The 13,535-nt window shown below is 65.1% G+C and carries 13 protein-coding genes; all 13 read right to left on the reverse strand.

The genetic code is table 11. The annotated features are described in order from the left end of the window. Positions 1-36: 36 nt before the first annotated feature. Positions 37-861 carry an acyl-ACP--UDP-N-acetylglucosamine O-acyltransferase gene (lpxA, locus tag ACQY4S_RS04685; protein WP_428484029.1) on the reverse strand — a complete coding sequence of 275 codons (825 nt, stop codon included), beginning with the start codon at positions 859-861 and terminating at the stop codon, positions 37-39. Between the two features lie 166 nt (positions 862-1,027). Beyond that, positions 1,028-1,525 carry a 3-hydroxyacyl-ACP dehydratase FabZ gene (gene fabZ / locus ACQY4S_RS04690; protein ID WP_428484030.1) on the reverse strand — a complete coding sequence of 166 codons (498 nt, stop codon included), beginning with the start codon at positions 1,523-1,525 and terminating at the stop codon, positions 1,028-1,030. Beyond that, positions 1,518-2,624, reverse strand: a complete 1,107-nt coding sequence (gene lpxD / locus ACQY4S_RS04695; RefSeq protein WP_428484031.1) for a UDP-3-O-(3-hydroxymyristoyl)glucosamine N-acyltransferase — start codon at positions 2,622-2,624, stop codon at positions 1,518-1,520. Before lpxD ends, fabZ begins: the two co-directional genes overlap by 8 nt. Before the next feature lie 4 nt (positions 2,625-2,628). Next, a complete protein-coding gene (locus ACQY4S_RS04700) occupies positions 2,629-3,561 on the reverse strand; it encodes an OmpH family outer membrane protein (RefSeq protein ID WP_428484032.1) in 933 nt (310 codons plus the stop codon). Further along, complete coding sequence (bamA, locus tag ACQY4S_RS04705; RefSeq protein WP_428484033.1) at positions 3,561-5,912, reverse strand: outer membrane protein assembly factor BamA; 2,352 nt, start codon at positions 5,910-5,912, stop codon at positions 3,561-3,563. The genes ACQY4S_RS04700 and bamA overlap by 1 nt, the downstream gene beginning before the upstream one ends. A 239-nt stretch (positions 5,913-6,151) precedes the next feature. Further along, positions 6,152-7,261 (reverse strand): RIP metalloprotease RseP, encoded by a 1,110-nt coding sequence (rseP, locus tag ACQY4S_RS04710; RefSeq protein ID WP_428484636.1) that lies wholly within the window; start codon positions 7,259-7,261, stop codon positions 6,152-6,154. Positions 7,262-7,295: 34 nt separating this feature from the next. Beyond that, a complete protein-coding gene (gene dxr, locus ACQY4S_RS04715) occupies positions 7,296-8,558 on the reverse strand; it encodes a 1-deoxy-D-xylulose-5-phosphate reductoisomerase (protein WP_428484034.1) in 1,263 nt (420 codons plus the stop codon). After that, positions 8,549-9,400, reverse strand: a complete 852-nt coding sequence (locus ACQY4S_RS04720; RefSeq protein WP_428484035.1) for a phosphatidate cytidylyltransferase — start codon at positions 9,398-9,400, stop codon at positions 8,549-8,551. Before ACQY4S_RS04720 ends, dxr begins: the two co-directional genes overlap by 10 nt. An 11-nt stretch (positions 9,401-9,411) precedes the next feature. Next, entirely contained in the window at positions 9,412-10,116 is a 705-nt protein-coding gene (gene uppS, locus ACQY4S_RS04725) for a polyprenyl diphosphate synthase (RefSeq protein WP_428484637.1), read from the reverse strand. Between the two features lie 113 nt (positions 10,117-10,229). Beyond that, entirely contained in the window at positions 10,230-10,799 is a 570-nt protein-coding gene (gene frr, locus ACQY4S_RS04730) for a ribosome recycling factor (RefSeq protein ID WP_428484036.1), read from the reverse strand. 17 nt (positions 10,800-10,816) lie between these two features. Next, positions 10,817-11,545, reverse strand: a complete 729-nt coding sequence (pyrH, locus tag ACQY4S_RS04735) for a UMP kinase (RefSeq protein ID WP_428484037.1) — start codon at positions 11,543-11,545, stop codon at positions 10,817-10,819. A gap of 73 nt (positions 11,546-11,618) precedes the next feature. After that, on the reverse strand, positions 11,619-12,527 hold the full coding sequence (tsf, locus tag ACQY4S_RS04740) for a translation elongation factor Ts (protein WP_428484038.1): 909 nt from the start codon (positions 12,525-12,527) through the stop codon (positions 11,619-11,621). Positions 12,528-12,544: 17 nt separating this feature from the next. Then, a complete protein-coding gene (rpsB, locus tag ACQY4S_RS04745) occupies positions 12,545-13,369 on the reverse strand; it encodes a 30S ribosomal protein S2 (RefSeq protein ID WP_428484039.1) in 825 nt (274 codons plus the stop codon). Positions 13,370-13,535 lie beyond the last annotated feature (166 nt).

The following is a 13,535-nucleotide window of genomic DNA, read 5'->3' on the forward strand; positions in this document are numbered from 1 at the left end:
TCTGGCCGGCGCGATCACGCTTTGCATCCGTTGGGACTACTCCGTCCTGATCAGACCACGGTGGCTCGGTGCATCGATGAACGCCAGCACCTCAGCCACCAGGGCATCGTCGGCGAACCGAACGCGTGCGATCTCCAGGCGCTGAGCGAACACGCCTTGCTTGCCAAACAGACTGCGGAACGCGATGTGCAGCCGATGGATCTGCGTCTTGTCGAAGCCGCGGCGCTTCAGGCCGATGATGTTCAGACCGGCCAGCCTGGCCCGGTTGCCGATCACGCTGCCGAACGGGATCACATCCGCCTCCACCCCCGAAACGCCGCCGATCATCGCGGCTCGGCCGATCCGTACGAACTGGTGGATCGCCGCCGAACCGCCGATCACCGCATGGTCGGCAATGCTGACGTGGCCGCCCATCACCGCATTGTTTGCCACGATGACGTTGTCGCCCAACGTGCAATCATGCGCGACATGGACCACCGCCATCAGCACGCAGTCGTTGCCGACCTGGGTGACGCCTGTCCCGGTCGCCGTGCCGCGATGGATGGTGCAATGCTCCCGCACCACGGTGCGGGCGCCGATCTCGCAGCGTGTCGGCTCGTTTTTGTACTTCAGATCCTGTGGTGCCAGACCGACGGTGCAAAACGGATACAGCTCCGCCTTCTCGCCAATCCGGGTATGGCCCTCGACAACCACGTGGGAAATCAGCTTGGCGCCAGCCTCGATCACCACGTCCGGACCGACAGTGCAGAACGGGCCGATCCGCACGCCGGCGCCCAGTTCGGCGCCATGCGAAACAATCGCGGTCGGGTGGATGCTCGCGCGCTCCGAGATGTGCAGACCAAGGTCAGTCATCGAATCCATGTTTTCTGTTCCATCGGCAGAATTTTTGCAGGTGCACCACCTGACCCTATGGGCCGGCGGGCTGTCCACCAACTCAATCATTGTTGCCGGATGTTTCGCACCCGCTTTCGTAACGCACTGTTTCGCTTGCCATTTTGGCGTTACCAAGGCGGCGGTTCGGCAAAGTTCAGGCCGCCGGAACCCGATCCATGATCATTGCCGCGAAGGTGGCTTCGGCCACCGAAACGCCATCCACCCGGGCGATCCCATTGAACTTCCAGACATTCCCGCGATGACGTTCCTTGGTCACATGGATGCGCAACTGGTCGCCCGGAACCACCGGACGGCGGAATTTCGCACCCTCGATGGACATGAAATAGACCACTTTGCCAACCGCGTTCGGCCCTAGGGTTTCCACCACCAGCACGGCCGACGTCTGCGCCATGCTCTCGATGATCAGCACCCCTGGCATGACGGGATGGTTGGGGAAGTGCCCGGCGAAGAACGATTCGTTGACCGAGACGTTCTTTACGCCGATGGCGGACTTGTTCAGCACGACGTCAACCATCCGGTCCAACATCAGGAACGGATAGCGGTGCGGGATGGCGTGCATGATCCGGTGGATATCGAGCAGCTCGATCGTCTTGCCGGGTGGATCGGCGTCGGGCGCCGAAGCCTCATCCATGATCTTCACTCCCGTCGGAGTTCGTATTGGCGCCGGATTCGATACGCTGGCCGGGCCGATGGCCGGTGCGGACCCAGCGGCGGATCATCGCCACTTCCCTGAAGAACGCCTTCACGGGCTGGGCGGGGCTGCCGATGACGTCTGAGCGAGCGGGCACGTCCGCCATGACACCGGCTTTGGCACCGACGCGGGCGCCGACACCGATCCGCAGATGGTCGGCGAGACCGGCCTGGGCCGCCAGCACCACATGATCCTCCAGGATCGTTGATCCGGAAATTCCCGCCTGTGCAACGATCACGCAAGCCCGGCCGATGCGAACATTGTGTCCGATCTGCACAAGATTATCGATTCGCGTTCCGGCGCCGAGGATCGTGTCTTCCAGCGCACCGCGGTCCACCGTGGTATTCGCACCGACTTCAACATCGTCCTCGATCATCACCCGGCCGAGTTGCGGCACTGAGCGAAAACCGTCTGGCGTAATGGCAAAACCGAACCCTTCCTGGCCGATGCGCGCACCAGGGTAGATGTAGACCCGGTCGCCGATCAGGGCATGCGACAGAGTGGCATGCGGCCCGATCCGGACATCCACGCCGATGACCACGCCCGGCCCGATCACCGCCAGAGCCCCGACACGGCCGCGCGGCCCGATCACGACGTTCTCACCAATCACCGCCAGCGGCCCGATCTCGACCGAGGCATGGATTTGGGCCGTGGCGGCGACGATCGCCGACGGATGGATACCTGGGGTCACCGGCGGCGCCGGGTGAAACAACGCGGCGACCTTGGTCCAGCCAACCAGGGGATCCGCCGCGACGATCGCCACGGCCGTTTCGGGCACGCAATCCTTCATGTCGGGATGCACGATCACCGCCGCCGCCCGCGTTCCAGCCAACGCCCCCAGGTGCTTGCGGCTGTTGATGCAGAAGCTGACGTCCCGCGGTGTGGCGGTGGCGAGCGGCGCGACCTGGTACAGCATCAGGCGGCGCGGCGGCGCCTCGGCTTCCGCCGCATCCACCACCGCGGCAAGCGTGTACGGCCCGCTACGCCGGAAGAAGCGCGGATCGCCCGCTAATGCCGAACCGTCCGCACCCGTGGTCATGCGATCAGCGCTTCTGCGAGGCTTTGGCCGGAGTGGCCGCGGCGGTTGAGGCCGCGCCCCCTGCGCCAACGCCGCCGCGGGCCGCGGCTTGAACCGGGGATGGCTTCGCGCCCGGCGCCGGCGCGGTGGGCGGAGCCATCGCCAGCGGGGAAATTCCGTCAGGTGGTACAACGACGCTCGGCAGCACCTTGTTCAGCACCTCGGCGACCGCCGGCGTCAGATCGAAATCTGCTGTCGTGCCAAGGATTTGCGCCCGATTCAGTACCAGGTTGATACCGCGGGACAGCGCCACCTGCTGCGCCACCTGCTCCATCGTGCGGTTGATCTGCGCCATCACGTATTGACCAGCCTCCTGGATGATCCGGTTCCGCTCGCCAAGCTTGCGCTGAGCCTCGGTGGCACGGTCCTGGATCTCCCGCTCCTTGGCACGAATCTGTTCAGGCGTCAGCTTCGCCCGTTCAGCGCCGAAGGTCTGCCCCAGGTCGCGCAGCGCGACCTGTTCCTTTTGCGCGTCCTCATTCAATTTCTGGCCGCGCCCGTTCAACTCCTTGTAGGCGGCCTGATACGCGGTCGACACGCGCAGCACGTCCTGTACCGACAGGATGCCGACGATCGCGGCCGGGGTTGCCGGCCCCTTCGGCACCGGGGGAATTTCCGGCGCAGGCGGCAACTGCACCTGAAGCTGCTGCTGGGTCAGCCCGGCGCGCTCCGCATCGCCGTCGGCCGGCAGGGGTAACCCGCCGCCCGCGCCACTAGGCGGCGGCGCGGGCCGCGGCGCCGGACGTTGGGCAGCCCCGGCCGGTGCGCCGCCAGCCCGAGGCTGCCCTGGAATGAACCAGTCGCCGTTGGGTGCCTGCTGCGCGATGGCAGCAGCCGGTTGAAGCAGCAGCGCCAGTGCGCCGATCGCGCCAACGCTTCTTGTACGTCTATGAACCACTAGAACCTCGTGCCGAAGCCGAACCGGAATATTTGTGTCTGATCGCCTGGTTGTTTGAGCACAAACGGCGCCAAGTCAACGTTTATCAAGCCGAAACCAGTACGCCAGGAAATGCCGACACCAGCGCCCAGGCGGGGTGCCGGAGAATCCCTGATCTGGCAAGTGACCCCGCCCGTCGATATGCAGCCGCCACCGTTCCGGAAGGATGACTGGCTCAATCCGCCGACATCCACGAAGGCGCGACCAGCCAGCCCCAGGTCGGGCGAAACCGGCAGCGGAAAGCGTTGTTCGACCGTCCCCGTGTAAATCAGACGGCCGCCCAGGGGATCGCCCGAAACAGCATCATGCGCCCCGGCGCCGCCGGTCTGGAACCCGCGCAAGTTGTCGCCGCCTAGAAAGAAGCGGTCGATGATCTCCTCGCGGCCGCCCGGAAGCAGCACCATGTAGCCTCCGCTCGCGGCAAACTTGAGCACCCAGTCCGGGTTGCCGAACTCACGCTCCAGCGGAATGTAATAGGCACCGTTCAGGTTGCCGCGGGCAAAACGCGCGGCACCCCCAAGTCCCGCGAGATCGGTGCCTGCCTCGACAATGTAACCGCTGTGCGGCTGCACCCTGCTGTCGCGATAATCCAGTGTCGTGACCTGGCTGATCTGCGACAGCAGCGTGGTGCCGGCCTCGTTCAGGATGAACGGGCTGGACGTGCTGATGATGTTGAACACGTCTCGGTTGACCAGCGAGTAGCTCCAGACCTGCCGCAGATGCTGGTTGAAGTCATAGCCGAGGCGCAGCGAAAAGCCTTCGCGCCGTTCGTCGTAGGGTTCGGTGCCGAGGGCATTGGTCTGGATCAGGAAGACGTCCGCGCCAGCGACCAGGTTGCGATCAAGGAAATAAGGGTCGGTGATCGAGGTGTTGATCGAACTGCGCCGCTGCGCAAGCGTGCCGTTGATGCTGGCATTGATGCCGGTGCCGACCAGGTTCCTCTCCGCCAGGCCGACATCGACCAGGGCGCCGGCGTCGGTCGAATAGCCACCGCCAAAGCTCAGTTCCCCGGTTGCCTTTTCCGCGATGGTGGTGGTGAGCACCGCCTTGTCCGGCGTGGAACCTGGCTGCGTCGCGATATCGACGTTCTGAAAGTAGCCAAGATCGGTCAGCCGGGTCTTGGAACGACGGACCGCGTCGGCACTGTACGGGTCGCCTTCCGCGAATTGGAACTCGCGCCGGATAACCTTGTCCTCGGTGCGCGTATTGCCGACGATATCAATTCGCTCGACATAGACACGCGGCCCTTCTCCAACATCGAACGCCAGATCGATGGTGTGCTTGGCGACATCGCGCGTGGCGCGCGGCTTTACCTCGACGAACGCGTAGCCGCGGTCATGCACCGTTTGCTCGATCAGGTCGGCGGTCCGCCCAACCGCATCGCCATCATACCAGTCGCCCTCGGTCAACTGCAGGACGGGACGCAGGTCCTCGCCGCTCAGCTTGCGGAGCTGCGAGTTGATGGTGACCTTGCCGACCTTGTAACGCGCGCCCTCGTTGACGGTAAACGACAGGAAGAAGCCCTTGCGGTCAGGCGACAGTTCGGCGCTGGCATCGACGATATCGATGTCCGCATAGCCGTTCTTGAGGTAGAAGCGCCTTAGCAGTTCCCGGTCGAAAGCCAGCCGCTCCGGATCATACTGGTCGGACGTGGAGAGAAAGCGCCACCAACGCGACTCGCGGCTGTTGATGACTTCGGTCAAACGACCTTCACTGAATGCCTTGTTGCCGTTCACCACGATCTTGGCGATCAACGTTGCCGATCCCTCGGTGATCTGAAAGATCACATCCACGCGGTTCTGCGGCAGGCGGATAATCTGGGGTACGACCGTCGCATCGTAATTTCCCTTCCTCGCATAGAGATCCAGGATGTGCTGACGGTCTGTCTCCGCCAATGCCGCGGTGAAGACGGCACGAGGACGAAGCTGCAGTTCCGGTCGAAGCGTGTCGTCGCTGAGCTTGTGGTTGTTCTCGAACGCCACCCGGTTGACGATCGGGTTCTCGACGACATGCACCAGCAGGTCATCGCCGCTGCGGCCCAGTCGGACGTCCTGGAACAGACCCGTGGCATACAGTGTCTTGAGGCTGCGATCGAGACGGTCCTGATTGAACGGGTCGCCGGGCTGAACCAGCAGATAGGACCGGATGGTGCCACTCTCGATGCGCTGGTTGCCGTCGACCTTGATCGCCTCGATGATGCCGGACCCGGCTTCCGTCGCTGGGCGCCGAACCGGATGCGACGCCGCGGGCCGGGCCCGTCCCGGCGTTTGAACGGATGGATTTTGAGCAACGGCGGCACTAACGACCAGCATTGGCATCAGGCAGGCGGCGACGAACCGCGCAGCTCGGCGTATCAACAAAAGGCTGGTCCCCCCAAGGCACGTGCGCGTGAACGCTCGACAGCAGGTCGTGCATTGCGCACGGCGCGCACCATAGCGACGCGCCACCCGTCAGGCTAGTACCAGCGTTGCTAGTGTGCCGTATAGAGCTTTCTGTGTAAGTGACTGATTCAATCCGAAAAACCTGTCGGAACCGCTGCTTTGCGATCCGTTCAGCCAATCAGGCCGGCGACCCAGCGGAACAGTCCGATATGGGTCAGATCGTTCCACGTGGCAAAGACGAACAGGCAGGCGAGCACCGCCAGGCCGGCACGGAATCCATACTCCTGCGCCCGCGGCGGCAGCGGACGGCCACGCAGCGCCTCCGCCAGGTAGAACAGCAGGTGGCCGCCATCCAGCACCGGAATCGGGAACAGGTTGATCAATCCAAGATTGACCGACAACACCGCGATGAACGACACCAGGCTGGCAAAGCCAAGCTGCGCCACCTGACCGGAGAGCTGGGCGATACGCAGCGGGCCACCAAGTTCGTCGGTGCCGCGTGTGCCGCTGATCATCTGAGCCAGGCCCTTGACCGTCTCGGCGGTGATCGTCCAGGTCTGCGTGATACCGCCCCAGACAGCCGCCGCGACACCGACATGCTGATACGCGACGGCGCCACCCTTGATGCCAAGCAGGCCCACCTGATGGCCGCCGACATCCCGCGATTCGGTGGTCACTGGCAGCGTCTGATCCGCGCCGCCGCGCTGGACGGTCATCTGCAGGGTCTGTCCCGGACGGGTGGTGACAATCCTCTGCAGGTCCTCGAACGTGCCGATATGGTCAGCGCCGATCGCGATGATCCGGTCGTTCGCCAGAAGGCCCGCGTGGGCGGCGGCACTGTCCGGCAGCACCTCGGCGACGATTGGCAGGACAACCGGCTTGCCCACAGCGATGAAAAGACCGGCGAACACCACCATGGCGAGCAGGAAATTCGCCACCGGTCCGGCCGCCACCACGATCGCGCGGGACAGCACCGATTTCTCGTGAAAGGTCTGGCCGCGGACCCAGCCGGCACGAACCTCGTCGGAAACGTCTTCCGGCCGCTCCTGCCCATGCAGCTTGACATAGCCGCCGAGGGGGATCCACGCGAGTTTCCACAGTGTGCCGTGGCGGTCCGTCCAGGAGGTGATCGCCTGGCCAAAACCGATGGAGAACGTCTCCACCCGGACGCCGCGCCAGCGGGCTGCCAGGTAGTGGCCAAGCTCGTGGAAGAACACCAGCACACCCAGCACGACGATGAAAGCGGCGGCACTGCGAAAGAATTCCGGAACGGCGGTCAACACGATCTTGCCCTTCAGATTGCAGACACGGTCATCACGCCGCCCGCGCCGGGATCAGCAGGCGGGCGGACCGGCGGGCGGATTCGTCAAGCGCCACCACCGCCTCCAGCGACTCCGCCGGTGGCGTTCCAAGTTGCTGCAAGACAAGATCGACAATATCGGCGATATCGAGGAACCCGATCTGGCGCTGCAGGAAAGCCGCCACGGCGATCTCGTTCACCGCGTTCAAAATGGTGGGGGCTCCGCCACCTGCCTGCAATGCCTCGCGCGCCAGACGCAGCGCCGGGAAGCGGATCAGGTCGGGCTCGGTGAACTCCAGCCGGCCGATCTGTGCCAGATCCAGCCGTGGCGAGACCGTCGCCATGCGGTTCGGCCATGCCAGGGCATGAGCGATCGGAATGCGCATGTCGGGCGAACCGAGCTGCGCCATGACGGATCCGTCGTGGTAATGCACCATGCCGTGGATAACTGATTGCGGGTGGAACAGCACGCCGATGGCGGTCTCCGGCAGGCCGAACAGGCGCGCCGCCTCGATCAGTTCCAACCCCTTGTTCATCATGGTCGCTGAATCGATGCTGATCTTGGCACCCATCGACCAGACCGGATGGCGCAGCGCGGCCTCGGGCGTGACACGCGCCATATCCTCCAGGCTGGTGGTGCGGAACGGGCCGCCCGAGGCGGTCAGCACGATCTTCTCGACGGCGCCGTGATTGCCGTCGGCCATCGACTGGAAGATGGCGTTGTGCTCCGAGTCGACCGGCAGCAGCGTGGCGCCGGCCTGCCGCACCGCGCGCAGCATGACCTCGCCGGCGCAGACCAGCGCCTCCTTGTTGGCGAGGCCGATATAGGCGCCGCGCCGGATCGCGGTGAGCGTGGGCGCCAGGCCCGCGGCGCCGGTGATGGCCGCCATGGTCCACTCGGCCTCGATTGACGCGGCGTCGGTTACCGCCTCCGCACCGGCCGCGACCTGGGTCGCCGAACCGGCCAGCGCGTCACGCAAGGCCGAATACTGGTCCGGATCGGCGATCACCGCCCGTTCGGCGCGCAGCGCGATGGCCTGTTCCGCCAGCAGCTTGACGTTGCGTCCTCCCACCAGGGCGCGCACCTGGAAGCGGGCTGGCGCGGCCAGGAGCAGTGCGACGGTCTGGGTGCCGACACTGCCGGTGCTGCCGAGAACCGTGACGGATCGAGCGGCGCCGGAGGCGCCTAGGGAATTATGCGGGGCGCCGGAGGCGCCTGGGGAACTATGCGGGGCGCCGGAGGCGCCTGGGGAACTATGCGGGGCGTTCATTGCCACGCTATTACTCCACGTCCGAGCGCAAACGCCAATAGCACCGTGGCGGGAGCGGCGGCGAGGACCGCATCCAGGCGATCGAGCAAGCCGCCATGACCGGGTATCATGGAACCGGAATCTTTGACGTTGAAACGGCGCTTTAGAGCGCTTTCGAACAGATCCCCGGCTTGGCCGACGCATCCGATCAGGCCGGCGAGCAGGGCCGACAGCCAGCGAACATCGGCGGCGTTCAGCAGGCCAGCGGCAAGGAAGCCGACCGCCATGCCGGCGAACAGGCCGCCTACCGAACCCGACCAGGTCTTGCCGGGCGAGATCCCGGGCGCGATCCGGCGACCGCCGATAGCTCTGCCGGCCACATAGGCGCCTACATCGGTTGCCCATATGACCAGCAGCAGCACGATCACGGCGTTGCGGCCGTCACCGGGTAGGCCCCGAAGCCAGATCAGCGCGACCGCGCCAAGTCCGATATAGGGAACGCCGAAAGGCAGCAGGCGTCTGATCGCCCGGTCGTTTCCCTGGGCGCCGCGGCGTATGCAGCCGAGCAGCGTGATCAGCGCCAGCAGCGCGACGGCAAAGCCGGCTTCCCCCAGCGCCGCCAGAAACACTGCCAGCGGCAAGGAGGCGAACATTAGCACCGGCCGCGGACCACTCGGCGCTCGGCACAGCCGCAGCCATTCGTGCGCCATGCCGATGGTGGTCAGCGCCACCAGGCCGGCAAATGCCATCCCGCCGATCCAGACACATCCAAGCGCCAGCGGGACCATGATCGCAGCCGACAGCACCCGCGTCCGCAAGTCTCCCCACCGCGCCGCGGACGTGGCCGCAGCGCGCCACGGACCTGCCATGATGCGGTTCCTCAGCCTGTGCGAGCGCCAAAGCGCCGTTCCCGCGCCGCGTAAGTCGACAGCGCCGCGGCAAAATGGGTCTCGTTGAAGTCAGGCCACAGCACATCAAGGAAGACCAGTTCGGCGTAAGCCGACTGCCAGAGCAGGAAATTCGACAGCCGCTGCTCGCCCGAGGTGCGGATGATCAGGTCGGGGTCGGGTGTGCCGGCGGTGGCGAGGAAACCTTCGAACACCTCCTCGCACAGCTTGGCCGGATCAAGCTGACCCGCCAGCGCGGCGGCCACCACGGCGCGGGCCGCGGCGGCAATCTCCGCTCGGCCGCCATAGGACAGCGCGATCGTCAGGTTAAGGCGTATGTTGCGCTGGGTATCGTGCTCCGCGGCTGCCAGATCGCCCTGGATGTCACGGTCGAACCGGGTCCGGTCGCCGATGAAACGCAGACGCACGCCGTTCGCCTTCAGCTCCGCGATCTCGGTCCTCAGGTAGCGCCGCAGCAATCCCGTAAGGTCAAGAACTTCACCTAGAGGACGGCGCCAGTTCTCGCTGCTGAAGGCGTAGATGGTCAGCCAGGAAACACCGCTGCGAATTGCCGCTTCCACCGCACGGCGGACGGCACGGGCGCCTTCCCGGTGGCCGGCAACCCGAGGCAGGCCTCGGGACGCCGCCCACCGCCCGTTGCCGTCCATGATGATCGCCACATGAGCCGGCACGGCCAGCGAACCGGTAGCCGGAACACATGCCGGTCCGCCTCCCGCGGCAACCGGCTGGGTTTGATCACGGACATCCGGAACCGGCTGCATAACGACAGGCATCGTGGCTAGGGCTCGCTTTAAACCTGCCTGATGTCCTTTTCCTTGTCGGCGAGCGAATCGTCCACCTTTTTAATATATTGATCAGTTAATTTCTGCACCTCGTCGGACCAGTTCTTCGCCAGGTCCTCACCGATCTCGTGCTTCTTCTCGTGCGCCTTGATCTGCTCCATCCCGTCGCGGCGCACCCCGCGTACGGCGATCTTGGCCCCTTCGGCGTACTTGTTCGCCGTCCTGGCCAGTTCGTTGCGGCGATCCGTGGTCAGTTGTGGGATCGGCACGCGCACCAGCATCCCGTCGGCGGCGGGATTGAGCCCTAGACCAGAGTCGCGGATGGCCCTTTCCACCGCCGAGACCATCGACTTGTCCCACACCTGCACGGTCAGCATGCGCGGTTCCGGCGTGCCGACGGTGCCGACCTGATTGAGCGGCATCTCGGTGCCATAGGCGGCCACTTTCACCGGCTCCAGCAGGCCGGGATGGGCGCGTCCTGTGCGTAGGCCAGCGAACTCACGCCGCAGGGTCTCCAGCGCGCCGTCCATGCGACGCGTCAGGTCCTGCTTCAGGCTGTTCAGATCAGCGGTGGCCATAACTGCCTCCCAACTCCTTAAAGTTCCACTTCAACGATCCGGGTGAAGGCACCTTCGCCCCGCATCACCTGCGCGAAGGCGCCCGGCGCGTGGATGTTGAATACGATGATCGGCAGGTGATTTTCGCGCGCCAGGCTGATCGCCGCCGCGTCCATCACACCCAGGTCGTTGGCCAGCACATCCAGATAGGTTAGCTGGTCGTAGCGCCTGGCGTCCGCCACCTTCCTGGGATCGGCGGAATAGACGCCATCCACCTGAGTGCCTTTCAGCAGCGCATTGCAGTGCATCTCGGTCGCGCGCAAGGCGGCGGCGGTATCGGTGGTGAAGAACGGGTTGCCGGTGCCGGCGGCGAAGATCACCACCCGGCCTTTTTCCATATGTCGTTCCGCCCGGCGCCGGATATACGGCTCACAGACTGATGACATCGGGATCGCCGACTGCACCCGGGTCGGAACGTTACGCTTTTCCAGCGCCGCCTGCATCGCCAGGGCATTCATCACGGTCGCCAACATGCCCATATAATCAGCCTGCGCCCGATCCATGCCGGACGCGGCCCCCGACACGCCGCGGAAGATGTTACCGCCGCCGATGACAACCGAGACCTGCACACCCATGCCGACAACAGCGCCGATGTCATTGGCAATGGCACCGACCATTTCTGTGTCCAGCCCATAGTCGCGCCGGCCCATCAGCGCTTCCCCGGACAGTTTCAACAAAACACGCTGGTAGACCGCAGGCTGCGTCATGCGACTCCGAGGGGCCAGGGGAAATGCGCGGCACCGTAGTGGCACCGCCCGTGCCGAACAAGTCGCTCCTGCGTCAGACCCCCGCGGTGGCGGCAACCTCGGCGGCAAAATCGTCCTTCGGCTTCTCGATGCCTTCGCCCAGCGCGAACCGCTCGAAGCCGGTCAGGGTGACGCCGGCCTTCTTGACCACGGCCCGCACTCGGCTCTCGCTATCATGCACCCAGACCTGCTCCAGCAGCACCACTTCTTCGTAGTACTTTCGGATGCGGCCCTCGACCATCTTCTCAATGATGGCTTCGGGCTTGCCGGAGGCACGGGCCTGCTCGCTCAACACGGCACGTTCCCGCTCCAGCGCCGCCGGGTCGACCGCATCGGTATCCAGCGCCTCCGGCCGGGTCGCGGCGACATGCATGCCGATCTGCCGGCCAAGCAGTTCCAGCGTATCGAATTCGCCGGGGCCTTCGATGGCGACCAGCACGCCGATCTTGCCGAGACCAGGCTTGAGGGCGTTGTGCATATAGGTCGCGACCACGCCCTGGGACACGGTCAACACCTTGGCCCGCCGGATGGTCATGTTCTCCCCAACCGTCGCCACCATGCTGATCAGTTCATCGGCCACGGTTCGATCGGTGCCAGGGAATGGCGCAGCCTTGATCGCATCAAGGTCGTCGCCGATCCGCAACGCAACTTGCGTCACGCTGGCCACGAAATGCTGGAACCCGTCGTTGCGGGCGACGAAGTCGGTTTCAGCATTGACCTCGACCATTGCCGCCTTGCCGGCGGCGGAGGCAACACCAACCAGCCCTTCCGCCGCGATACGGCCGGATTTCTTCGCGGCCGCCGCAAGACCCTTCGTGCGCAGCCAGTCGACCGCAGCTTCCAGATCGCCATCGGTTTCCGTCAGCGCCTGCTTGCAGGCATTCATGCCGGCGCCGGTCTTTTCGCGCAGATCCTTGACCAGGACGGCGGTGATCGCGGCCATCTTGCTTCTCCTGTCGTTCAGGCGGTCGCCGGTTCGGCTTCCGCTTCCGTAAGGGCTGCCGCAGGGGAACCTGCCGGAACTCCCGCCGGCATTCCCACTGGGGCTTCCACGGGCGGTTCCTCCCGCGCACCAATATCGGCACCAGAGGCCGCCATCTCGGCGCTGATCCCATCCAGCACAGCGCCGGCGATCAAGTCGCAGTACAACGAGATCGCCCGCAGCGCGTCGTCGTTGCCGGGGACCGGAAATGTGACGCCGGTCGGGTCGGAGTTGCTGTCCAGCACCGCGACGACCGGGATGTGCAGCTTGTTGGCTTCCTCGACCGCCAGCTTTTCCTTGTTGGTGTCGATGATGAACAGGATGTCCGGCAGGCCGCCCATGTCCTTGATGCCACCCAGCGCGCGGTCCAGCTTGTCCTTGTCGCGGGTGATGTCCAGCACCTCTTTCTTGGTCAGGCCCTGGGTGTCGCCGCCGACTAGATCCTCGATGTGCCGCAGCCGCTTGATCGAGCCGGTGATGGTCTTCCAATTAGTCAGCGTGCCGCCGAGCCAGCGGTGGTTGATGTAGTACTGGCCGCACTTCTTGGCGGATTCAGCCACCTGTTCAGCCGCCGCCCGCTTGGTGCCGACGAACAGCACGCGGCCGCCGGCGGCGGTCACGTCGCGGACGGCCCGCAGCGCACGATCCAGCATCGGCACGGTCTGCTGCAGGTCGATGATGTGGACCTGGTTGCGCGTGCCATACAGGAACGGCGCCATGCGTGGGTTCCAGCGGCGGGTGTGGTGGCCAAAATGGACGCCGGCTTCCAAAAGCTGGCGCATCGTGAAATCGGGCATCGCCATCGGCGAGCATCCTTTCCTGTCGTCCGGTTGTTGCCTCCGCGGGGGTTGCCGTTCGGCACCGGACCCGGACCATGACTGGCCGGGAAAGGCACCCCGCGTGTGAATTACCGGCGGCATAAGCCGCCAGCGCGCGGGATATGGCGAAGAACAGCAGGGATTGCAAGCC

The organism is Rhodopila sp. (assembly GCF_965276935.1).
Taxonomy (GTDB): domain Bacteria; phylum Pseudomonadota; class Alphaproteobacteria; order Acetobacterales; family Acetobacteraceae; genus Rhodopila.

What these genes read in the sequence shown, in the direction of transcription:
- frr (WP_428484036.1), bottom strand. Translation starts at nt 10,799, where the DNA reads ATGGCCACCGCTGATCTGAACAGCCTGAAGCAGGACCTGACGCGTCGC.
- bamA (WP_428484033.1), bottom strand. Translation starts at nt 5,912, where the DNA reads ATGCTGGTCGTTAGTGCCGCCGTTGCTCAAAATCCATCCGTTCAAACG.
- fabZ (WP_428484030.1), bottom strand. Translation starts at nt 1,525, where the DNA reads ATGGATGAGGCTTCGGCGCCCGACGCCGATCCACCCGGCAAGACGATC.
- pyrH (WP_428484037.1), bottom strand. Translation starts at nt 11,545, where the DNA reads ATGACGCAGCCTGCGGTCTACCAGCGTGTTTTGTTGAAACTGTCCGGG.
- ACQY4S_RS04720 (WP_428484035.1), bottom strand. Translation starts at nt 9,400, where the DNA reads ATGGCAGGTCCGTGGCGCGCTGCGGCCACGTCCGCGGCGCGGTGGGGA.
- rpsB (WP_428484039.1), bottom strand. Translation starts at nt 13,369, where the DNA reads ATGGCGATGCCCGATTTCACGATGCGCCAGCTTTTGGAAGCCGGCGTC.
- tsf (WP_428484038.1), bottom strand. Translation starts at nt 12,527, where the DNA reads ATGGCCGCGATCACCGCCGTCCTGGTCAAGGATCTGCGCGAAAAGACC.
- lpxD (WP_428484031.1), bottom strand. Translation starts at nt 2,624, where the DNA reads ATGACCACGGGTGCGGACGGTTCGGCATTAGCGGGCGATCCGCGCTTC.
- lpxA (WP_428484029.1), bottom strand. Translation starts at nt 861, where the DNA reads ATGGATTCGATGACTGACCTTGGTCTGCACATCTCGGAGCGCGCGAGC.